The organism is Photobacterium sanctipauli (genome assembly GCF_003026495.1).
GTDB lineage: Bacteria > Pseudomonadota > Gammaproteobacteria > Enterobacterales > Vibrionaceae > Photobacterium > Photobacterium sanctipauli.
The window spans coordinates 201,185-223,711 of sequence record NZ_PYMA01000004.1 but is presented as its reverse complement, the minus strand read 5'-3'; the positions used below and the strand labels follow the sequence as shown (position 1 = coordinate 223,711).

The window sequence follows — 22,527 nt, the reverse complement described above, 5'->3', positions numbered from 1 at the left end:
TGTTGTTTATACCAAGTTACTTTAAGATTAAGAAAAGCCCGCAATAGTCTCTATTGCGGGCTTTTTTATGTTAATTCGTTAGCGCTTGTGATTAATCCAAGGCTTAATTAAATTCATATCGATAGTTGATATTGAGTCGTTGCTCGTCACCATAGATTGAACTGTCGACCACAATACCGAGAACGTTTAGCGAGTGGTTATCACTCAAGCGATGGCTAATACCACCGCCGCCCCAGTAGGACGAAAGATCATTTTGTCCTTGTGTTGTTCCGGCAAAGGCGAGGGCGGTCCACTTATCGTTAAGGGGCTTTAGGGCAAAACCACCAATGTAACCAGAGTGGCTTTGAATCTCTTTTTCTACCCCGTCTTCAACCGATACACCATCATTGTAGCTATAGCCGAATGTGATAAAGGGCTGCCAGCTCCAAGGCGTAAAATTAAATTCGCTGGTTGGAATGAAACTACCTATGTTGTAGGACGTATTTACTGCGCCTTCGCCATAGTCTGATTTTCGTACGCTAAAGTTAAGAATGCCAATATCAAATAGCCATGAACCGCCGACGTTCCATTCCGACGCATCATCGTTTACCGTGACATTCATCATTCTGGCTTCATCCAGTCCTAGAGAGCCGCTAAAAGTGAGCTTGCTGTTGGTGTAACCCGCCCCAACTTTGGTAATGATTTTTGTTGGGTCTTCTGGGTTTTTCTCTTCGGCAAAAGCAGGGGTAAAGAGAGAAGTAAAAAGTGCAGCGATTAAAATAGATTTGTTCATTAATACGATGTTCTATAGAGCGAGAGTGAATAGCTACCAGCTCCGTGATGGCGCGCGAGTCTTAAGTAGATTCAACCCGTTCAAAGGGGTAGCTACAGTGCGCGCCAATTATCAGTTTTTTAATAGCGGTGGTTATAGGTCTTTCAGCGACAGAAGGTGGGGAGTATTGATTGGGTATAAATATTTATACCCAAGTAGCTTGGGTATATTCATAAGGAAGATGGAGTCGTGATGGTCTAGCTTCGGGCAAGATAGGGCTTCTTAATCCAAAACAAAATCAAGCTGGCAATAGCGCCTAATGTATCAGCCAGCATGTCCTTTTGTGCATCCCATATATCACCTTGACTACCTAAAAACTCGATGCCGGCATCGCCGCCGGCAATTTCGGCATACCACCATTCGATGATCTCATAGCCTGCAGCGATGGCCATGATAGATGTAAGCGCAAAAATACCAGCAACCAGAGGCTTACAGTGGTTCTTTCTTACTAAATACTCTGCGATTGGAAAGGCATATAACCCAATTGAAAAGTGGGCGAAACGGTCAAAATGGTTACGTTCCCCTTCAAATAGGTTATTCACGAGATCAAAGGGTACATTAGCGAAAGTGTAGTGAGCGCCAATGGTATGCAATGCCATCCAAATGGCGATCAGTAGGTAAGCCGTGTTGGAAAATTGGAATAAGCGGTAGGTGAACACCAGCGGCGCAAGAATCAGCACAACAGGAATGATTTCAGCAAGCCACACATCTGGGAATACAGGGTTTAGGCCAGACCAAATGATGACTGCGGTTACGACCAAAAATAATAAGGCTGGTACTATGTGGCTGTGCTTTTGTCCCATTTATTCAGTATCCTGCGGTAACTTGGGTATATTGAAGGTTAGCACAGGAGTGAGGGGATTTAGCTTGCGCAATGTAGCAAATATTTCAGCCAGTTATATGGCTACCAATTTTCCTTTTCGGTCTTATGGATGGCTTCAGCCAGAATCTTGTTAGCAAGTTCCAAGCGCTTTGCGCAGTCATCATAATGACGGATTTGTACTTCTAGCTCTAGTGAGGAAGGGAGTGGCGGTAAAGGCGCTGGCGCTCTTGTTCCTTGCTTGCAAAGTAGTTTATTGAGCTGCTTTAGCTCTCGTACTTTTCGCTTAGTGCGTATCAGCCTGTTTTGGGTATAGACATTCATGCCTATTTTTTTATTTCTACTGCGGGTTGCTGATGGTGTCACAATGTCTTCTAAGCGAAATTTCATTGGCACTGATTTTTTATCTGTCATGAGATTAATGGTTGAAATAGTTCTTTTCTTGGTACAAATACTTAAGTTGTCGGAAAGGAAAAGCCTTGATGGAAGAGGCAATTCCTTCTTCTTTGGTCTCTATAAACCTCACGCCCATATCGGCGAGCACGAGTGATTCCTCATGGTTTACGGAAAAGTAATTAGTATGAGTGTCGTCAATGCTGTTTTTAAATGCACTTATCGTGAGATAGATTGAGCCGCCGAGCTGATAAACGCCTCTCGAGACGTATTCTGGCGATTTTTGGCTGTAGGGCTTCATCTTTCAGTTGAGGACTATAGGAATATGATGGGGTGTTTATACCTGTTCTTCATTTGCTTGAGTATGTCACTTTGCGACAATTCGACGCTTATCAACGTTGATGCCGACCCCTGATGGTGGGTGAACAAGGGCTGAGTATTCAATGTGCTTTCGTTGATATGTTCATGATAACTCATGAAAAGAGAGTGATTAAGGTGTCTTTGTAAAGTTTTATGCTATAATGCTCTGCTTACCAAATTTAGATGAGCGTGATTTTCATCACGTATTGGTAGAACTGTATTATTCTTTGCTCAACGATGGGCATTATTACCGGAGCACCATTTTGCAATTTAAAGATCTTGGATTAGACCAGCGCCTGCTTAAGAAACTGAATCATTTGGCGTTCGATAAACCAACTGAAATTCAACAAACCGCCATACCTGTGGGCATTATGGGTAAGGATGTGTTGGCCTCGTCGAAAACGGGCTCTGGTAAAACATTGGCATTTCTGCTGCCAGCGATGCAACGCATGTACCGCAGCAAGCCTTTTACTCGTCGTGACCCTCGAGCTTTGGTTTTGACACCTACTCGTGAATTGGCAAAGCAGGTTTTTGCCCAACTTCGCACATTGAATGCCGGTACGCCGTATGATGGTGCGCTGATTGTTGGTGGTGAAAACTTTAACGATCAGGTTAAGGCGCTTCGCAAAGACCCTATGTTCGTGATTGCTACGCCAGGTCGTCTAGCTGACCACCTAGAGCACCGCAGCACGCACCTTGATGGCTTGGAAATGCTGATTCTTGATGAAGCTGACCGTATGCTTGATCTTGGTTTCGAAGCCCAGCTTCGTCGTATCCACGAAGCAGCTAACCACCGCCGTCGCCAAACCCTAATGTTCTCTGCAACGCTGGATCATACTGATGTTGCAAGCATTGCCGCTGATATGTTGAATGCACCTAAGCGCATTTCAATCGGCCACTCTGCTGAAGAACATACTGATATCACCCAGCGTTTCATGCTGTGTGATCACCTGGATCATAAGCAAGCATTGCTTGATAAGATCTTGGAAACTGAAAGCTACAACCAGATGATTATCTTCACCGCTACCCGTGCTGATACCGATCGTCTGACGAAAGAATTGAACGAGCGTAAGCTTAAGGCTGTGGCATTGAGCGGTGATATGAACCAGACTCAGCGTAACAGCATCATGAGCCAGTTTGAGCGCGACTGTCACAAGATTTTGGTGACGACAGATGTAGCATCGCGTGGCCTGGATATTGAAAAGGTTTCTCACGTTATTAACTTCGATATGCCTAAGCATGCTGAAGAATATGTTCACCGTGTTGGCCGTACCGGTCGTGCTGGTAACAAGGGTGATGCTATTTCACTTGTTGGCCCTAAAGACTGGAAGAGCTTTAAGAATGTTGAAGCTTTCTTGCAGCAGACGATTAGCTTTTCTGTGTTTGAAGGTCTAGAAGGGAAGTTTAAAGGCCTGAAACCAGCACCTAAGAAGAAGTTTAACAAGAAGAAGCCGACCGGTAAGAAACCTGTTGCTAAGAAGCAGTCAGAAGCAGCTAAGCCGAAGAAGAAAATGGACAAGCGTTTTTACGACAACATGGCGGTGGGCGACAATGTGTTCATCCCTAAAAAGAAGAAGCCAGCGACGCCATCTGCTGAAGATTAATCGCCATCTGTAAGATTAAAAATGCCAGTCTGAAGACTGGCATTTTTGTATTTATTACTTATGTATTCATTACCTATGTATCTATTACTTAGCTGAACGAGTCGCTTCACAGCGCCTCAACTCTTAGCTTGTTGTAGGTTTTGAACTAGGGCCTTCATAAATCGCGCAGCTTCGCCCCCCGTGCATGCACGATGATCAAATGTCATGGATATGGGCATGATGCTAACTTCAACTGGCTGCTGTTCCCGTAATACCAATTTCTTGATTATCCGCCCGGCACCAACAATGGCAACTTGGGGTGGGGTAACAACAGGTGTTGCATAGATACCTGCGATTGCGCCGAAGTTCGATAGCGTAATAGTGGCGTGTTGCAACTGCTCCCGACCTATCTTGCGCTCTCTGATACCGGCGACGGTTTTATCCACCCATTGGCGAATCCCTTTGCTGCTGTACTCATCAGCGTGGCGCAGCACGGGTACATACAAGCCGTGTTTACTGTCTACAGCAATGCCTATATTGACGGTGCTGTGAAGGCAGCGGGTCATGGTTTCGGCATCAAACCAGGCATTGAGGGCTGGTTCTTGCTGGCATGCTGATACGATAGCTTGAACCAATCGGCAAGTAATATCTTCGTCTTGCTGCCAGTTTTCCAATAGAGCTTCCTCGGTAATGGTTACCGCGGCGACATGCTGGTGGGAGTCAGCCATTGCCGCTACCATTGAACGACGAGCACCTTTTAGTACCTCTGTGCCAGGCAGCTGCTTATCGCAAGCATTATAAACATCTGCATCAAGAATAACGCCATCGGGGCCAGAGCCTTTAATTGCGTGTAGGTCAACACCCAATTTGTTGGCCAGCAGTCGAGCTGATGGCATTGCGGTGAGCTGCTCAATGTGTTGATTGTTATCATTGCCAATCCAAAACTCATCGACGTTGACTTGATGGTTTTGCTGGGACACATTGCCCACCACAGTTGCGGCATCGGCAGGTTGCTGCTTGGCTTCTTGTGCTGTTGATTGTGAACTTTTCTGTGACGCGGTAACGGACTCTTCAATTTTGACTAATAGGCTTCCGATGCTTATTACGTCCCCTTCGTTACCATAGCGATTAACGATAGTGCCACTATACGGTGCAGGTACTTCGACGGTGGCTTTGGCTGTTTCAACAGTCAAGATGACTTGGTCTATTTCGACCTTATCTCCAACGTTAACATGCCATTGAATAATCTCTGACTCTGCGAGTCCTTCCCCTAAATCTGGTAAGTTGAACGCTTTCATTTCCAACCCTCCACAAGCTCTTTTGCCGCGATAACAATGTCTTCTTCTTGGATCATGAAATAATCTTCATTGCGGTAATAAGGCATGATGGTGTCAGTACCTGTCACTCGTTTTGGTGGTGCTTTTAATAGGCACATGGCTTGTTCCGAGACTCGCGCAAGGATCTCGGCACCAACCCCACAAGTTTGGCAGGCTTCATGGACAACAAGTAAACGGTTTGTTTTCTCTATTGAGGCAACGATTGATGCCATGTCGATAGGTTTGATTGAAGCAAGATCGAGCACTTCGACTTCAATACCTTGCTTAGATAAAGTTGAAGCAGCTTGCAGTGATTCAACAACACATGCGCCCCAAGTCACTAAGGTTAAATCACGCCCTTTACGCAGGGTGAAACATGAATCGAGTGGCAGGGCGGTACCATCGTCTATTACGTCGGATTTGACGGTTCGGTATATGCGCTTGGGCTCAAAAAACATGATTGGGTCATTACTTCGAATAGCAGCGAGTAGTAAGCCATAGGCACGTTGGGGGGATGAAGGGATCACCACCTTGATGCCGGGTATGTGTGCAAATAAAGCCTCGACACTTTCAGAGTGATGCTCAGGGGCGTGAATACCGCCACCAAAAGGTGCTCGAAATACCGCAGGGCAGGTTAAGCGACCACGGGTACGGTTTCGTAATCTTGCAGCATGGCACATCAGGTGCTCCATGGCAGGAAACACAAATCCTTGGAACTGAAACTCGGCTACTGGGCGTAAGCCTTGTGTTGCCATTCCCACGGTTACCCCAGCGATTAATGCTTCTGCAAGTGGGGAGTCGATGACCCGCTTACAGCCGTACTTTTCTTTTAAACCAACGGTTGCCCTGAACACACCGCCGTTATCTCCCACATCCTCACCGAGAACAACCACATTTGGGTCATGTGCCATTTCATGGTGCAATGCAAGGTTAACCGCTTCTAGTAAGGTTAATTCAGCCATTGTGCTTTCCTCCTTGCATACGCATCGCTTTATTGATGATTAAGTCACGTTGCTTATGAAGGTCGGGATCGAGCGCTTCATAGAGGAAGTCAAAAGCAGATTCGGGTGCTTGAGGTACGGTGGATTGATATTTTTCGATGGCTTGGTCGACCACATCTTTGCAGTGTAAGAGCCATTGCTCGTCTTCTTCTTCTGTCCACTCGCCTTGGTTGATCAAAAATTGTTTTAAGCGCAATACTGGCTCAAATGCCCAAGCTTGTTGAAGTTCATCGTCACTACGATAGCGGCTGGCATCATCGGCCGTGGTGTGGTCGCTCAATCGGTAGCTCACGGCTTCTATCAATGTGGCGCCTTTACCTTTTCTTGCTTTATCAAGGCATCGCAGTACCGAGTCATACATGGCGACAACATCATTACCGTCAACCGTTATGCCTTCGATACCGGCACCTTTTGCTTTGTCTGATAATTGCTCAGCGCCACATTGTATATCGCGTGGGACAGAAATTGCCCATTGGTTGTTATTGATGACAAAAACAAGCGGAATGTTCCAGACACCAGCGCAATTGAGTGACTCCAAAAAGTCACCTTTAGAGGTCGCGCCATCGCCGCAGGTGACTAATGCAGCCTGGTGTTGGCCTTGAATTTTAAGCGCAGATGCAACACCGACTGCATGGGTGCACTGTGTTGCGATAGGAACGCAAAAAGGCAGATCACGACAGTGGTGATCATCGGGCGAAAAGTCACTGCCTCTTTCATCGCCCCCCCAATACTGTAAGTTTTTCTCCATCCCGATACCGCGAGCCCATAACGCAGGTAGGTCTCGGTAGTAAGGGATAAATACATCGGTAGGCTTCAATGCTCGGCCTATGGCAATACCAATGGCTTCTGACCCTAAGTGCGAAGGGTAGGTACCGAGTTTACCTGTGCGTTGAAGGGCAACAGCTTTATAGTCATAAGTTCGGGTAAGCACCATATCACAATAAAACCCTTTCAAGGTCGACATGTCGGCCCAGTCCGGGAGTGGCTTTACTAACTTACCTTGATGATCGATAAAGCGATGCATGGGCATAGCTTGAACATTCATCTCTAGCTCCTTCTGTTGCTGCCTCAAAAGAGGCGGACAGCAAATTGTTTTTGAGCGAGTAGGCCAGCCTTAAGTGAGTATGCGGTTGGAGTAAAACGTTACTGGTGTCACACGCTCAATAGTATTAAGTGTAATCAAAATGTTAACGTTCGCTGGCAGTAGTGATAGGAGTAACAGTAAAGAAATCGGTACACCTTGAGCTTGCTTAGAAAATGAAAGTGATGTCTTAGTATTAAGACCGACATCAGTTAGCCATCGGCGCGTGCATGGGTCGCTCATACTTATACCCAAGTCAGTGTACTGACGATTTTTTATGAATCAGAAAATATAAAAAAGATAAATGTGGGTGCGCTATGAAACGTTATGGTTGCATGGTTTGTATGTTCTTTGTGGCTTCATGCACGTCGCAAGAGAATGTAAGTGACGTTGCCGATCAAAGGACGATGTACATCAACGATGAATGCTACGATTCCGCTACCTATTCACTGGCAGATTCGTTTGATGCATTTATGGTTGAGCGGCAAGAAGAGTTGAAAATCTTGCGTGCCGAATTGAGCGCTGAAAACTATGAGCAGCTTGATTACGCACTCAGACACTTTGAAACGTATTGGGATAAGCTTACCAACGAAAGAAATATGGCGTGTGAACAACATGCTACCTGTCAGTATATTTGGCTGAAAAATCCAGAGTTACAAAGCTCAAACAGCTTTTGTGATGGCACTGATTTCGAGTACAGTGTTAGTAGGGCGAAAATGATTAATTTTTTCAATGATATAGAACGCCTTCAGCTAGAGCGAACCGTCCCTTAGCTACTTCTTTCACACCGTATTAGTCATTCTGAGAAAGCCAAAAACAAGCTAGTCATTTGCTAATTTGTTATTGGCTTTTTTGGTGATATTATGCGCGACCTTTTGTACTCGCAGAGTGCAACGGCTTAGTGTATCGAGAAATCTGCCTTTTACTTCCCACAGATTCGCACACTAACTTAATGAAGTAACAAACTGATCACGACTTGTGTATGAGTTGTTAATTGTGCTAGTACTATAGTGAGCTTAAGTCGATAAGGCTGAGCTAGATATTGATTTTATTAACAATAAGTTGGGTTTACCCCAGAATAAGGAGGAATTTATGGCTACTAGCCGTAAAATCAGTAAGGAGCGCCTAGCGCTTAAATTATCTTTAGCCGGTACTGTATTACTCACCAGTTTGGGTGTTGGTTACGGCTTGTATGTTGGTTCTAATGCCATTTTACTTGATGGTTTATTTTCCCTACTCAGTATGGGAATGACAGGCTTGAGTTTGTATACCGCTTATCTGGTTTCTAAGCCTGATGATAAATACTTCCAATTCGGCTACGCACACATTGAGCCTTTAATTAATGTTGTCAACGGCCTACTCATCTTAACGACCTGTGTTTTCGCATTTATCAGTGGTGTAACCACCATTATTAATGGTGGGCATGAAGTGGTTATCGAACATGCCATGGTTTATGCGGTACTTTCTACGTTCTGCTGTTTCTCAATCTATTTTATAGAAACCCATATTGCTAAGAGTGAACAGTCTGAGCTTGTGAGAGTGGATTCGCAGGAGTGGTTAATCGATGGGATCCTGAGTGCTGCAATTTTGGTCGGCTTTGTTGGCGTCATGGTGCTGGACCATTATGGCTATTCACAATGGAATCGCTATGTTGACCCAATTCTTGTCTCGACGTTGGCATTGGCTGCAGCTGCGCTACCGATTTCTGTTTTACGCCGCAATCTACGAGAAGTGTTGCTTGTCGCACCTAACGATAAAACACAAAAAAATGTCGATCGTGTGATTGCGAAGTTATCGAAACAATATCATTTCGATGATTACACCCATCATTTTGCTAAAACTGGTCGCCAGTATGACCTTGAGGTCAACATATTGGTTAAAGATGACGATTACTGGACGACAAAACGGCAAGATCAAATACGACAAATTTTATGGGATGCTTTATCTGACGAACTAGGGGATACATGGCTATCTGTCACGTTCACAGGTCAGGCGAGATGGTTGTAACCATAACTTTTATGTTGTTTTCTCTTCATAAGCTAAACGTATAAAAATCAGCGCTATAGCAGAGCAGTAAAGGGGTAGAGCTTGCCTACCCCTTTGGTGGTAATGGTGGCTCAGCTTCCAAGCATTAGTTTTTCTAATATTGTGAAAGAAGAAAAGTCAGCAATAAATTGCTGGCGATTTTATCAATAGAGGAACACAATATATCTCGTAAGCGGTTCATTGGCACAGTTAAGCATACGGCTTTGATTACATGCGGTTCTTCGCTGGGTCAACTATAGAAAAATAAGTTCAATTTTATACTTATTTATCATCAGAACTGTGATTAATCTGCTGTTCAATTGCGTTATTTAGTGAAATGCTTTTTTTCTCAACTTTCAGTAACTTTATAGTGCAAATAAAGAGCAGGTAGGGTATCTTACGCATGTCTAGCGATTGTTTCCAAGTGTGAGTAGTTGTTGGATTTTGTTGTAGAAAGTAATTCTTTGTTTATTTCGTCTTGAACAAAGTTAACTTAATTAGTGTTTTGTAGGTATCTAGATATGGAAACGTTGCTTGTTGTAGCTTTCATCGTTGGTGCAGTCTTCATCGTTATGAAAGAGAAGAAATGCTGCAAGGGTGTAGATTATTCGCGAGATTCTTTATAACAGTGGCGCTTTAAGGGCCTTTGTTTTAAAGAAGTCTTATAGAAAAGCCAAAGAAATAGGCAGTCTTGCCAATTTCTTTGGCTTTTTTGTTTTTATAGCCTGAGCCTTTGTCAGACACACTCTGGATGATTAAAGCCTTATTCTCATTTTTATAATGAATAAGGCTTTAAAACAATAGGTTAGGTTTTAGTTGTTTTCAGATTCTTGCCACTCGTGATGTAAGCGAGTGATTCTTTTCTCAGTTTCTTGCCATTTGCGTGTACCAATTAAGTCGCGGTATTCACCGGTTTCTTGCTTACAAAGGGTATTTAAAATAGGTACTTGAGTTTGAGGTAGGCCATCAAGTGCTTGGATTGCACCTTCACGATTATTACAAAGCATGACCATGTCGCATCCTGCTTGTTGAGCTGCGATTGCGCGTTCGCTATAACTACCAAGCACGTCTGCACCTTTCATATTCAGGTCGTCTGAGAAAACAACGCCTTTGAATTGCAAGTCATTTCTTAGTACTTGTTTTAGCCAATACTCTGAACCACTGGCCGGTGATGAATCATAGCTATCGAAAACAACATGAGCTGGCATCATGGCGTCTAGCAAGCCTTGCTCAATTAATGATTTAAACACCAGCATATCGTGTTCTTTCACATTATCGCGAGAATCGAACGGAGTCTCGTGATGTGAGTCGGCAATAACACCACCATGACCAGGGAAGTGCTTACCTGTCGCAGCCATACCAGCTAATTTCATGCCTTTGATAAACTCACTGGCGTAAGTAATGATGTCTTGTGGGTTATCTGAGAAAGCCCTGTTGCCAATTGCCTTACAATCAAAGCCAAGATCCAGTACAGGTGCCAAGCTAAGGTCAATGTCCATCGCAAGCAGTTCCGCAGCCATCAGCCAGCCACCATCATGGGCCAACGCAACGCCGTCTTTTTGCTTGGCAAAGGCTTTTGCTGGTGGGAGTAGAGTGAACTCGTCACGAAAGCGCTGTACTCGACCGCCTTCCTGATCAACTGCGATGAGGAATGGGCGTTTAACTGTTTGGCGTATTTCTTTGGTAAGTGCTCTTAATTGCTTACGGTCATGATAGTTACGGGCAAAGAAAATTAAGCCGCCAATGGTTGGATGTTGGAGGATTTCACGATCTTCAGCGTCGAGTTCATAGCCTGCGACGTCTAGCATTAAAGGACCCATGTGTTCTCCTAGGGTAAGGTCTTGTTGTTATTTAGCTATTATACCTGAGATGCTTAAACTTGCAGTGGAACAGGGCTAGGTGAAAGTCAGGAAAAAGTAAAGATTCTTAGTTGCTCTTATCTAATGCTTAATACATAAGAGAGTATTATTGTTTCCACTGAGAAACCTAATGTTGATGTAAAGATGATCAGATTGAATGGATTAGTTTGATACAGTGTTATGGTTGAGTTTAATTACACCCTTAAAGGTGATCTGTGTCACTTATTTGTACTTTGTGTAACTCTTGTTTCATTTGAAATGAGATCTTGATCGTCATTTCACCTTGGTGAATTTATTAAACTGTTTCCAATTAAAGTGAAAGAGAACATATCATGTCTGTATTAGTTGCTATCGCCATTACCACTGGCATTCTTTCTGGTATTTGGGGTTGGGTCGCTGTTTCTTTAGGTTTATTGAGTTGGGCTGGCTTTCTTGGTTGTACAACGTATTTCGCTTCCCCTAAAGATGGATTGAAAGGGGTGGCTTTGAGCATTGCAACGAATTTAAGCGGTGTGTTCTGGGCCATGGTGATCATCAAGCTATCAACGTACGTTGGCATTGAAATTATTGGTTATGTTGTCACTGCAGTTATCGCCTTTTTCATGTGTGTACAGGCAAAGCAGACATGGCTGAGTTTCATCCCGGGGACATTTATCGGCTCATGTGCAACATTTGCTTCAAATGGTGATTGGCAATTGGTGGTACCTTCGCTGATATTAGGTGTCGTGTTTGGGTACACCATGAAAGCAACAGGGTTGTGGTTACAGCAGAAGTTGGCTAAACCAGAACCAGCAGCACTGGCAACTGAGTAATATCACTGTAGATTTGTTAATTAAAAAGTAGATTTACGAATTAAAAAACAAGGCCGCGTTTAACGCGGCCTTGTTGTATGTGATGAATAGTGAGGTGCTCTGGATAAGCCTTTCAGTTATAGACAAGGCACGTAATGATGATCATGTTGTCCTTTCAGTGCAGCAAAGCGATCATTGGCTTGTGGCTTCTCTGACAGCACACACACGCGTAAACCTTCATGAAGATACTTATCGACTAACACGGGAAGATTGCTTTCATTATATTCTTCTCTGTCAGCATCGCGTCGGCATAAGTCGACGAAAATATCATTTTGCCTTTCTGGATAAAGCACAAATTCAGCCTGCTGCATCAGACGTAAAGCTTTTAGGCTGAGTAGTTCTGGATCCATGCCTGTTTCGATGAGGTACAAGCCGCCTAACTGTTGCTCTTGATCTTTGAGTAATGCGGTAAATACAGATTCAAGCATCTCTTCGTTTTCTGCACTCTCAACAAGTGGATGGCGGAAAAAAATCTCCCAAAACTTTCTTCTTTCATCGACTGTGCCGTAGTGTTGCTTTATGCGCTCTCTTTGCTCACCGGCAAAGCTCGCCAATAAGCTGAGGTTCTGTGGCAATTGGGTTTCGAGCTTTTCTCGTAAGAATCTGACCAGAACAGGGGAAGCGCCACCACTTGAAATAGCCACTTGGATTGGGCTGCGATCGATCATAGATGGCGTAATAAAATGACAATGTTTTGGGTCATCGACAACATTAGTCCACAAACCCCGCGCTTGAGCATCGTTAAAAATTTGCTTGTTAAGGTCGCTGTTATCTGTTGTTGCCCAGACTTGATGTGCATCAGCGAGATCTTCTGGACTATATTCTTTCTGAGTCCAGGAAATTAAATTGTCTTTTTCTAGCTTATTTAGGTAGGGGTGAAGGGCAGGGGATACCACAGTTATAGCAGCATTTGCCTTGAGTAAGAGGTCTACTTTTCGACAGGCGACTTCGCCACCTCCAATAACTACTACTTTTCTATTCTTTAATGACAAGAATATAGGAAAAAAGTCCATTATATTATGCTTCCTGTGAATGGCTTTAGCATTGCAACCTCATGACTTATATGAAATTGCTAAATCTATTTCTTTACTTTATATCAAAGTGCCGTTTTAGTAACATTTTGTAATGTTTTTCGTGTAAAAAACTTTCACCACTTGCTATTGTTCAGCTTGCATTAAAGGCGTAATGATAATTTTACTACACTAAAAATTGCTTTAATTATTCTACTAATTTTTGGAACTCGCGTAAGCGAATTCTTTTTGATATTCATACTAATTATGGTCGGCGAAATGAATAAAAAACTTATGATTGCAACACTGATAAGCTCTAGCTTGCTTGTTGGTTGTGGCGATAAGTTATCTGGACAATCTGCACCAATGAGTCCGTTGGTTGCAGCCCAGCCTGTTACAGTTATTGATTACCAACAGGGTAAACAATATGTAGGACGTACTGAAGCTAAGGAAGATGTAGCAATCACTGCACAGGTGTCAGGTTATCTTCAATCTCGTACCTTTAATGAAGGTGAGATGGTCGAAAAAGGGCAGCTTCTTTTTGAGATTGAACCAGCTGCTTATGAAGCCCGTGTTGCAAGCGCAAAAGCTGCAATTGCCCAAGCTGAGGCGACACTGAAACGTGCTGACTTAGATTGGGAACGAGGCAAGAGCCTGTTACCTAAAGGCAGTATCAGTCAGTCTGAATACGATCGCTTAACTGCTGAAAAGTTAAATGCCGAAGCACAACTTAAGTCGGCTAAAGCGCAGCTAAACTCTGCTGAAATTGATCTTTCTTATACCAAAATTACGGCACCGTTTTCTGGTCGTATTAGTGACAGTAAAGTGAGTATCGGTGATTTGGTATCTGCTAGTTCGGGTGTGTTAACAACGCTTGTTAGTCTAGACCCTATGCAAACATCATTTAATGTTAGTGAGCGTCAACGCTTAGAACTTGGTATCGATAGCCTTGATGGAGCTGGTGAGGGTAGCAACGATGTGGAAGTCATTCTAACACTTACCAATGGTGAAGAATATGAACACGTTGGTAAGGTTGATTTCATTGGTAACCGTATTGATCTCAATACCGGTACTATTGCTATGCGAGCGAGCTTCCCTAATCCAGAAGAAGCACTGCTTCCGGGTCAACACGTTCAGGTATTTCTTCGTGAAAAAGATCCTGTTCAACGTATCGTAATTCCGCGCCGTGCAGTTCAAAGTGACCTAGAAGGTGATTTTGTAATGGTGCTTGTTGACGGCAATGTAGCAGAACGTCGTAACGTTGTTCTTGGCCCTCAAACAGAACATGGCATCATCATTTCTAAAGGTGTTGAAAAAGATGATGTTGTTTTAACAAAAGGCCTACAGCGTGTACGTAATGGCGTAACTGTTCGACTTGAAGATACAGAGGCGTAAGTAATCAGATGCTAAGCCGCTTTTTTATCCAGCGCCCTAAATTTGCGCTGGTAATATCCATAATTCTTACATTGGCGGGTGCAATTGCTGTGCTCAATTTGCCAGTGGCAGAGTACCCTAAGATTAGTCCACCATCAGTTGGCGTTACTGCTATCTATTCTGGTGCGAGTGCTGAAGTAGTTGAAGAGGCGATTGCCGACCCAATCGAAGCATCGGTAAACGGTGTAGAAAACATGATTTACATGTCTTCTAAAAGTGCAAACGATGGTTCATATAGCTTGAACGTGACGTTTGACATCGGTACCGACCCTGATATGGCACAGGTAAACGTTCAAAACCGTGTTTCTCAGATTGAATCAAAGCTTCCTGCCGAAGTGCGTATGGTTGGTGTGACGGTTAAAAAGCGTTCACCCGACCTACTAATGGTACTTAACTTCTATTCACCTGACGGTAAATACGATGACCAATTCCTGATCAACTACATCAACTTGAATGTAAAAGATCAGTTGGCTCGTGTTAAAGGCATCAGTGAAGTTAACGTCATCGGTGGTGGTGAATACGCAATGCGTGTTTGGCTGGACCCTGAAAAGTTAGCTAATTTGGGTTTGACTACTTCTGACGTGAATGCCGCACTTTCTGAGCAGAATGTTCAGGTAGCAGCTGGTCAAGTCGGTGCTGCACCATACAACAACCCACAAGAAGTTCAGTTTAACCTGGTAACAAAAGGCCGACTAGAAACGGTAGAAGAGTTCGAGAATGTTATTTTGCGAGCTAATACCGATGGTTCAGTTGTATACCTAAAAGATGTTTCTCGTGTCGAGCTTGGTAAGAAGTTTTATAGCGGTAACGGTATGTTCCGTGGCCAGCCAGCTTCAATCGTTGCGCTTAACCTTCAGTCTGATGCAAACGCATTGGAAAGTGGTCAAGCGGTAATGGACTTGCTGGCAGGGATGAGCAAAGACTTTCCAGAAGGTATGGAATACGAAACAAGCTACGATACAACCTTGTTTGTTTCTGAATCCATCAAGGGCGTAGTGGTTACCTTGATTCAAGCGATTTTACTGGTAATCGCGGTAACTTATATGTTCTTGGGAAGTGTGCGTTCAACGTTAATCCCAGTTGTTGCGATTCCTGTTTCGCTTATTGGTACGTTTGCGATCATGCTGGCATCAGGGTTTACCATTAACACGGTAACACTGTTTGGTTTGATTCTGGCGATTGGTATTGTGGTAGATGATGCGATTCTGGTTATCGAGCAAGTTGATACCAACATGAAACGCGATCCGAGCTTAACGCCGCCAAAAGCAACGTTAATTGCTATGAAAGAAGTAACTGGCCCTATCGTAACATCAACGATGGTGCTGTTAGCGGTATTCTTGCCAGTTGCTATGTTGCCAGGTATTACCGGTATCATGTACCGCCAGTTCGCGCTTACGATTTGTATTTCGGTTGTTATCTCGTCAATCAATGCATTGACGTTATCTCCAGCGTTATGTTCGTTGGTACTGAAACAGGGCGGCGGTAATACTGCGCGTTGGTTTGAAGTATTTAACCGTGGACTTGATAAAGTTACGCTGAAATATGGTTCGATCGCTGGCTTCTTGGTTCGTAAAGTTGGCTTGCTAGTGACTTTCTTTGTACTTGCGGTAGGTGCAGTAACTTTCTTGTCGAAGACGACATCAACGGCATTCGTACCAACTGAAGATAAGGGTATTCTACTGGTAAACGTTCAGTTGCCTGACTCTGCATCTTTATCACGTACCGAAGAAACAACGATCAAACTTCAGGAAATTCTTGAAGACGAACCAGGCATCGAAGGTATTACTGTTGCAAACGGTTATGCGTTCTTGACGGGGGCAGCGGCGTCAAACGGTGCATCTCTGTTCATTAAGTTGAAAGAGTGGGATGAGCGTAATGCTATGTCTGGTGATCACTCGTCGTTTGCAATTTCGGATCGTGTGAATGCCCGTGCAGCAATGGAACTACCTGAAGCGATTGTTTTCGCAATGGGTGCGCCAGCTGTTCCTGGTATGGGTGCAGCATCTGGTTTCGAATTCGTACTTGAAGATACATTAGGTCGAAGCCGAACTGATTTGGCAAATGTAATGGGTGAGATGATTCAAGTTGCCAACCAGCAACCGGAGATTCAATACACATTCAGTACATTCCGAGCCAATGTTCCTCATTACTACATCGATGTTGACCGTGTTAAAGCGAAACAACTTGGTATTCCACTGACAGAGATCTTCCAAACGCTGCAAGGTAACCTTGGTTCCATGTATGTGAATGACTTTACTCTGTATGGTAAGAACTTCCGTGTGACAGTTCAGGCAGATAGTGACTACCGTGATGGACTTGAAGCTTTGGAGCGATTCCATGTGCGTTCAGCGTCGGGTGAGATGATCCCACTAAGTACCTTGACGACAGTAGAGCAAGTATTTGAGCCTGATGTTGCTTGGCGATACAACATGTACCGTTCTGCCGTTATCCAGGGTAGTCCGGCGCCGGGTTACTCAAGTGGTGATGCTATCGCTGCGATGGAACGTGTTGCTGCTGAAGTATTGCCACAAGGCTATCAGTATGAATGGACGGGTATGGCGTACCAAGAAGTAAAAGCTGGTAACCAAGCGATTTATGCCTTTGCACTTGCTTTGGTCTTTATCTATCTGTTTATGGTTGCTCAGTACGAGAGTTGGAGTATTCCACTGGCAATCATCTTGGTTGTGCCGGTGGCGACTCTAGGTTCTTTCTTGGCGTTGTCGATTACAGGCACACCGCTAAACCTTTATGCGCAAATTGGTTTGGTTCTCTTGATTGCACTTGCAGCGAAGAACGCCATTCTTATTGTGGAATTTGCGAAGGTTGAGCGTGAAGACAAAGAGCTGGATATCGATCAAGCTGCGGTACGTGGTGGTAAGCTTCGTTTCCGTGCGGTTAACATGACATCTTGGTCATTCATCTTGGGTATCCTACCGTTGATCTTCGCTTCCGGTGCGGGCCACATTAGTCAGAACTCACTGGGTATTTCACTAACAGGTGGTCTACTCTGCGTACTATTGGCAGGTACCTTCTTGATTCCAGGCTTCTTTGCACTAGTGCAGCGTCGCCGTGAGAAGTTCCACGGTGGTTCGACCAAGCTTATACCGCTTGATGATGATTAACATCTAGTTTAATTAAAAAGCGCCTTCGGGCGCTTTTTTTGTGCGTGATAGTAAACACGCTCTAGCACACAATTTTCAATCCTAAGTATCAAGAATATTCAACTCCTTAACTCGGATACGGTACAATATTTACCTATTCCATTGAGTCGTACAGTGAGTTGTGCAATGAGCTATAAAAATATGATTGGTTTTGGTGTTGCGGGCAACTTTGCCGGTCACCTAGAACAAGCGGGTGAAGATAAAGATTTCCTTGCTGTTGAAGTGCAAGAAGCTGTACAGCCAAAAGCAATTTTCCCTTTTTATATTCCTTCTGAGCAGGCAGGTTTTCTTTCTACTTATCCATTGTCTTCAGATACTATCGTGCCACCTAACGATGCAGATAACTTACAAATCGAGCCGGAAGTTGCGCTGTTATGTGATGTAAAATACGAAGGCAACAAAGTGGTTGCGCTGACTCCAACGCGCTTTGCTGCATACAACGATTGCTCCATTCGTAAGCCTAACGCGAAAAAGATCAGTGAAAAGAAAAACTGGGGTAGTAATACTAAAGGGATTTCTTCTCAGCTAATCGAACTGGATTCTTTAACTGAAGGTGGCAAGCTGGATCGCTTCCGTATTGCGAGTTTCCATAAGCGTGATGATAAAGTCGTACGCTATGGTGAAGATAGCCCAGTTGTGGGTTACAGCTATTTCCACGAAAAACTGCTGAACTGGATTGTTGACCGCATGAACAATCAGCAAGATGTCGGTCCAACGGAAGACATTGCGATGCATTTGAAAGCGGCTGACTACCCAACCCAAGCGGTGATTAGCATTGGTGCAACCCGCTATACCGAGTACGGTGAGACGACATTCTTGAAATCTGGTGATACCAGTATGGTGGTTGTTTATGATGGTGAGCAATATTCACCAGAGGCAATTACCTATATGGCAAATAAGCAAGAGTTTGCTGAAGAGGGTATTTCCGTACTTGTTCAAGCCGTGGCTTAAAAAAATAAGGCTCAACGTGATCGTTGAGCCTCTATTTTTAGGTTCTGCTTCTAGCTATTTGTATTCATAAACACCCGTTTCTGGGCTGCCAGTAATTTGGACTTGTTTAAATTGTTTTCCGTGCGGTGTGATTACAAAACCTTGTGCACTACAAGTATAAGTGCCAGTTACCATAGGGCGGGCGAATACTATGCGTGATAATTCAAAGTTAGTTTTGCTTTCAAGATCTGAGTAAAAGCTTGCACAAATATTATTGTATTTAGCTTGTTGTTCAATTTCTTTTTTCTTCTCACTCTCTCTTGCTTTCATGCACTTTGAGCTTGCTTGACATGCAGCTTCTTTTTCGAGTCTAGCTTTCTTTACTTCTTCTTTAATTTCATCGTCGATGAAATTAATTACTTGTTTTTCTTGGCTAAAAAGTTCACCCTCATATGCATAAAAACGGTTGTCATATACGGTGTATGTCGGTGATACGGTATCGATAACATGCCCTGATGATTTGTATACATGCTTATAATCACACCAGTATAATGTTTTATTTTTGTAATTTGCTTTAGTTTCTGCAACGAGTGTGCGGTTTTCTTTAGTTGGACAGATATCAGATTCAATTTCAGTAAATTGTGGTGCGGTTGTACAACCAGAAACAAATAGTACTAAAAGGGAAGGAATAATTGCTAATTTCATGTTTGGTACGGTGATCTACAAGCTACTTTAATCGAAGGTATCTTAAAGGGTCGCTTGTAGATGTCTAGATATAAACATAAAAGCTTACAAAAATTAGCGATTATAATCGCCAGAATAAATTCAAAGAGCCATTAGAGTTTGAGCTATGGCTATCTTCTTTAAACTCAGGCGTATTGGTCGCGAACGTTAAACTGACTCCCCAGTTTTGCTGGTAGTAAATACCGCCCATCACAGCGGTGGCCTGCCAGTGCTCGACGTTAGTTTCTGGTACGCCTTCAGGTTTGTCGCCATCAATTGTGATGTCGTTATAGCGGTAGCGTCCCTCAATACCGGTAAAGAAGAAATACCCCGTAGAGCTAGATGATAAGACACTGACATCAACAAACTTACCTGGCGTAAAGCCTGTCGTCCCTAGGCTACTGGCCAAGTTGCTACCCCAACGGAAAACACCGCCAATGGCTGCTTCACTTTGGTAGTTGCCGACATTTACTCGGCCAATACCACTGAAGTCATACTCTTGTGCCATCGATGTTGCTTCACGCTTTAGTAGTCGGTGACCTTCGTAGCCGAGATTGAAAATGGCTTGATCTTTAATTTGATAATCCCAACCCATAGGCTTGTCAGAGCCAATGATGCTGTGAATGAACTTCTGTGTTTTTTCGGTCATGGCACTTGGGCCAACAGTGCCCACCATCAATCGATATTTATCGACAACGGAAGGAGAGTATTGATAGATACCGGATTCAAAGAAAAGTAACCCAGCATACGGGCGCTCGTCGGCAATCGGTTCTGTTGATTCGATGTCTTCTGGTGTCCACATTTGCTGGCCAATACGGAAATTCCAGCCTTTTTGGGTGCTGTTATCAAGAGGAAGAAGCGTCGCTATTTGACGAATCGGGGTTGGCGCCATGATCTCAAGCATTGGGGTAGCAGCCGAGTTGAACTCAAGAAACACACCATTGGTATAGTTTTGGTCGGTGCCTACAATACCGTCGTTATCCATTGAAAAGGAAATACTGCCGGCGTTGTAAGCCAGTACAGATGGTGAGAATAGCGATACGCATACAACGAATGCCGACGAAATTTGCTTCATTTACAATCCTTTGATACAACAAATAGCAAGTGATTAGCAGTAAAGAATAATATATACCGATAATTATGAGTGCTAATCATATTCATCATATCGAATAGTCAGGAATCATCGCTAGCTATATTACGAAATTAACCGTAAAAGTTTGTGTTGATCGTTAACCGAACGTAAGGAATCAGAATGTCGGCAATTCAACTTTCTTCGCCAATAGTCTCAACAGAGTGGCTAGCAGAAAATATCCATCACCCTGATCTTGTTGTGCTCGATGCCAGTTGGTTTTTGCCAAATACCCCAAGGTATGCGGTGCAAGAGTGGAAAGAAAAGCGAATCCCTAATGCTCAGTATTTTGATTTCGATAAGAAAATAGCCGATCCAGAGTCTGAATTACCTCACATGCTACCGTCAGAGGCGTTATTCTCTCAATCCGTTGAAGAGTTGGGTATCAGTGCTTCAAGCGTCGTGATTGTTTATGACTCTCAAGGTATTTTCTCTGCTCCTCGTGTGTGGTGGATGTTCCGTGCAATGGGACATCAACAAGTTGCAGTGCTTGATGGGGGGCTGCCAGCTTGGGAAGCGAAGGGGTATGAATTGCAATCGGGTGAGCCAGCACCGATTGATAAAGGGACGTTTTCTGCAACATTGTTGCCTGAATGGGTGATCGATGCAGACACATTAAATTCAAAATTAGAAGCACCACAGACACAAGTGTTTGATGCTAGGCCAGCAGCGCGTTTCTATGGTACTCAGCCAGAGCCTCGCCAAGGGGTGAGAAGTGGCCATATGCCTGGTGCAAAAAGTTTACCGTTTGGTCAATTGCTTGAAGATGGTCATTTCTTGCCAGTAGAGCAATTAACTCAACGCTTTGATGCGCTAAGCGATGTTGATGAGCAGCATATTTTTAGTTGTGGCTCTGGGGTTACGGCTTGTATTTTGGCTCTCGCTGCAGAAATGGCTGGGCGTAAGAAACTAACTGTCTATGATGGCTCTTGGACGGAGTGGGGAAGCAAGCTGAAATACCCGGTAGTGTAATACCAACCTACATAAGTACTTGAATCGAAAAAGAAGGCATAGTGGCGACCACTATGCCTTCTTTGCTATTTCATTCAGTGAGTCGTTATTGAGCTGCTGGGATATAGCCTCGTTGCTCAATGATGGTTTGGCCCGGCGTTGAGGTCACATAGTCAACAAATGCTTTTGCGGAGTCTTTGACTTTCTTCTCTTTATAAAGCATTAGGAAAGGGCGAGAAATTTTGTAATCACCTGACTCAAGGTTTGCCAGTGTTGGCGGCACACCTTCAAAAGACAATGCTTTAACTGAGTCATCAATCGATCCTAGAGAAATGTAGCCAATGGCGTGCTTATTGCGTGATACGAGGCTTTTTACCGTACCATTCGTATTCACCACCAACACTTGCGGATTAATATCAGAAACCGTTTGTCCTTTAACCTGTTGGATAAGTCCCATGTATTCTTCAAAAGAGAAGCGTGAACCAGAGGCATTTTCACGGCTAACTACGGCCATTTTCATGTCTTCGCCACCCACTTCTTTCCAGTTCGTGATTTCACCGTGGTAGATTTTAGACACCTGCTCTTTCGTTAGGTTGTTGACTGGGTTGTCTTTGCTGACAACCAGAGCAATACCATCATGGGCAATCGTAACGGTTTGAACGTCAGGGTTAATTTCAGCAGGCTTTAGGTAGCGAGAGCTCATGCCTAAATCCGCAACATTTTGTTTAACAGCCGTGATACCTGCAGATGAGCCGATACCTTGAACGTCGACACTGGTGCCTTTGTGTTCGTTAGAATAGGTTTCTGCCAGTACTTCGACAACGTGGCTAACTGATGTTGAGCCAGTAACAGTCACAGTTTCTTTGGCTTGCGCTGAAAAGGTCAATGTAGCAATAAGTGCGCAAAGTGTAGTCCTGGTTAACATCATTTATCTCCAAACTAAACCAGATTTATTGCCAAGCAGCCTAAGTATTGGTCCTGTCGATTGGATAGAACAAACACTTATTCAGCTCGGTTGAACGCTGCACATCTTATTACGAAAATATGACAATACTGTGAAGCAGTATTCCAGATGTAATTTTGGTGAAA

Annotated in this window: 19 protein-coding genes; 8 read left to right on the top strand and 11 right to left on the bottom strand. The window is 43.8% G+C overall.

The window, feature by feature from the left end:
* Positions 1-103: 103 nt before the first annotated feature.
* The 3 genes from C9I98_RS09555 to C9I98_RS09545 form a co-directional block, all read right to left on the bottom strand.
* Entirely contained in the window at positions 104-772 is a 669-nt protein-coding gene (locus tag C9I98_RS09555) for a hypothetical protein (RefSeq protein WP_036823687.1), read from the bottom strand.
* Between the two features lie 236 nt (positions 773-1,008).
* Complete coding sequence (locus tag C9I98_RS09550) at positions 1,009-1,614, bottom strand: DUF2238 domain-containing protein (RefSeq protein ID WP_036823685.1); 606 nt, start codon at positions 1,612-1,614, stop codon at positions 1,009-1,011.
* A gap of 101 nt (positions 1,615-1,715) precedes the next feature.
* The gene (locus C9I98_RS09545) at positions 1,716-2,126 is read right to left on the bottom strand and encodes a hypothetical protein (protein WP_152557138.1); all 411 of its coding nucleotides are present in this window, start codon (positions 2,124-2,126) and stop codon (positions 1,716-1,718) included.
* 521 nt (positions 2,127-2,647) lie between these two features.
* On the opposite strand from C9I98_RS09545, the gene C9I98_RS09535 reads away from it, so the two are divergent.
* A complete protein-coding gene (locus tag C9I98_RS09535; RefSeq protein ID WP_107271916.1) occupies positions 2,648-3,988 on the top strand; it encodes a DEAD/DEAH box helicase in 1,341 nt (446 codons plus the stop codon).
* 116 nt (positions 3,989-4,104) lie between these two features.
* On the opposite strand, the gene C9I98_RS09530 is transcribed toward C9I98_RS09535, so the two are convergent.
* The 3 genes from C9I98_RS09530 to pdhA are packed head-to-tail and all read right to left on the bottom strand — an operon-like array spanning position 4,105 to position 7,329.
* Positions 4,105-5,265 (bottom strand): dihydrolipoamide acetyltransferase family protein, encoded by a 1,161-nt coding sequence (locus tag C9I98_RS09530; protein WP_036824818.1) that lies wholly within the window; start codon positions 5,263-5,265, stop codon positions 4,105-4,107.
* Positions 5,262-6,245, bottom strand: coding sequence for an alpha-ketoacid dehydrogenase subunit beta (locus tag C9I98_RS09525; protein ID WP_036824821.1), 984 nt, complete (start codon positions 6,243-6,245; stop codon positions 5,262-5,264). Before C9I98_RS09525 ends, C9I98_RS09530 begins: the two co-directional genes overlap by 4 nt.
* Entirely contained in the window at positions 6,238-7,329 is a 1,092-nt protein-coding gene (gene pdhA, locus C9I98_RS09520) for a pyruvate dehydrogenase (acetyl-transferring) E1 component subunit alpha (protein WP_036824822.1), read from the bottom strand. The genes C9I98_RS09525 and pdhA overlap by 8 nt, the downstream gene beginning before the upstream one ends.
* Positions 7,330-7,682: 353 nt before the next feature.
* Here pdhA and C9I98_RS09515 point away from each other — a divergent pair, with 353 nt between their 5' ends.
* The gene (locus C9I98_RS09515; RefSeq protein ID WP_245907124.1) at positions 7,683-8,138 is read left to right on the top strand and encodes a hypothetical protein; all 456 of its coding nucleotides are present in this window, start codon (positions 7,683-7,685) and stop codon (positions 8,136-8,138) included.
* Between the two features lie 319 nt (positions 8,139-8,457).
* Complete coding sequence (locus C9I98_RS09510) at positions 8,458-9,372, top strand: cation diffusion facilitator family transporter (RefSeq protein WP_036824824.1); 915 nt, start codon at positions 8,458-8,460, stop codon at positions 9,370-9,372.
* A gap of 830 nt (positions 9,373-10,202) precedes the next feature.
* Here the strand turns inward: C9I98_RS09510 and nagZ are convergent.
* Entirely contained in the window at positions 10,203-11,210 is a 1,008-nt protein-coding gene (nagZ, locus tag C9I98_RS09505; RefSeq protein WP_036826690.1) for a beta-N-acetylhexosaminidase, read from the bottom strand.
* Between the two features lie 371 nt (positions 11,211-11,581).
* On the opposite strand from nagZ, the gene C9I98_RS09500 reads away from it, so the two are divergent.
* Positions 11,582-12,061: a DUF1097 domain-containing protein gene (locus C9I98_RS09500; RefSeq protein ID WP_036825129.1), complete on the top strand. Its 480-nt coding sequence runs from the start codon at positions 11,582-11,584 to the stop codon at positions 12,059-12,061.
* Positions 12,062-12,177: 116 nt separating this feature from the next.
* Here the strand turns inward: C9I98_RS09500 and C9I98_RS09495 are convergent, their stop codons facing one another.
* A complete protein-coding gene (locus tag C9I98_RS09495; RefSeq protein WP_036825131.1) occupies positions 12,178-13,113 on the bottom strand; it encodes a siroheme synthase in 936 nt (311 codons plus the stop codon).
* Positions 13,114-13,389: 276 nt separating this feature from the next.
* Between C9I98_RS09495 and C9I98_RS09490 the strand changes: the two genes are divergently transcribed.
* From C9I98_RS09490 to C9I98_RS09480, 3 genes are all read left to right on the top strand, one after another.
* On the top strand, positions 13,390-14,505 hold the full coding sequence (locus C9I98_RS09490) for an efflux RND transporter periplasmic adaptor subunit (protein ID WP_036818553.1): 1,116 nt from the start codon (positions 13,390-13,392) through the stop codon (positions 14,503-14,505).
* A gap of 8 nt (positions 14,506-14,513) precedes the next feature.
* Positions 14,514-17,666 (top strand): efflux RND transporter permease subunit, encoded by a 3,153-nt coding sequence (locus tag C9I98_RS09485; protein WP_036818551.1) that lies wholly within the window; start codon positions 14,514-14,516, stop codon positions 17,664-17,666.
* Between the two features lie 165 nt (positions 17,667-17,831).
* Entirely contained in the window at positions 17,832-18,656 is an 825-nt protein-coding gene (locus tag C9I98_RS09480; protein ID WP_107271897.1) for a DUF5718 family protein, read from the top strand.
* 54 nt (positions 18,657-18,710) lie between these two features.
* Here the strand turns inward: C9I98_RS09480 and C9I98_RS09475 are convergent, their stop codons facing one another.
* Positions 18,711-19,340, bottom strand: a complete 630-nt coding sequence (locus C9I98_RS09475; protein WP_036828911.1) for a hypothetical protein — start codon at positions 19,338-19,340, stop codon at positions 18,711-18,713.
* A 100-nt stretch (positions 19,341-19,440) separates the two neighbouring features.
* A complete protein-coding gene (locus tag C9I98_RS09470; protein ID WP_051902550.1) occupies positions 19,441-20,433 on the bottom strand; it encodes a lipid A deacylase LpxR family protein in 993 nt (330 codons plus the stop codon).
* A gap of 177 nt (positions 20,434-20,610) precedes the next feature.
* Here C9I98_RS09470 and C9I98_RS09465 point away from each other — a divergent pair, with 177 nt between their 5' ends.
* Complete coding sequence (locus C9I98_RS09465) at positions 20,611-21,459, top strand: sulfurtransferase (protein ID WP_107271896.1); 849 nt, start codon at positions 20,611-20,613, stop codon at positions 21,457-21,459.
* An 85-nt stretch (positions 21,460-21,544) separates the two neighbouring features.
* Here the strand turns inward: C9I98_RS09465 and C9I98_RS09460 are convergent, their stop codons facing one another.
* Positions 21,545-22,366 carry a phosphate ABC transporter substrate-binding protein gene (locus tag C9I98_RS09460; protein ID WP_107271895.1) on the bottom strand — a complete coding sequence of 274 codons (822 nt, stop codon included), beginning with the start codon at positions 22,364-22,366 and terminating at the stop codon, positions 21,545-21,547.
* Positions 22,367-22,527 lie beyond the last annotated feature (161 nt).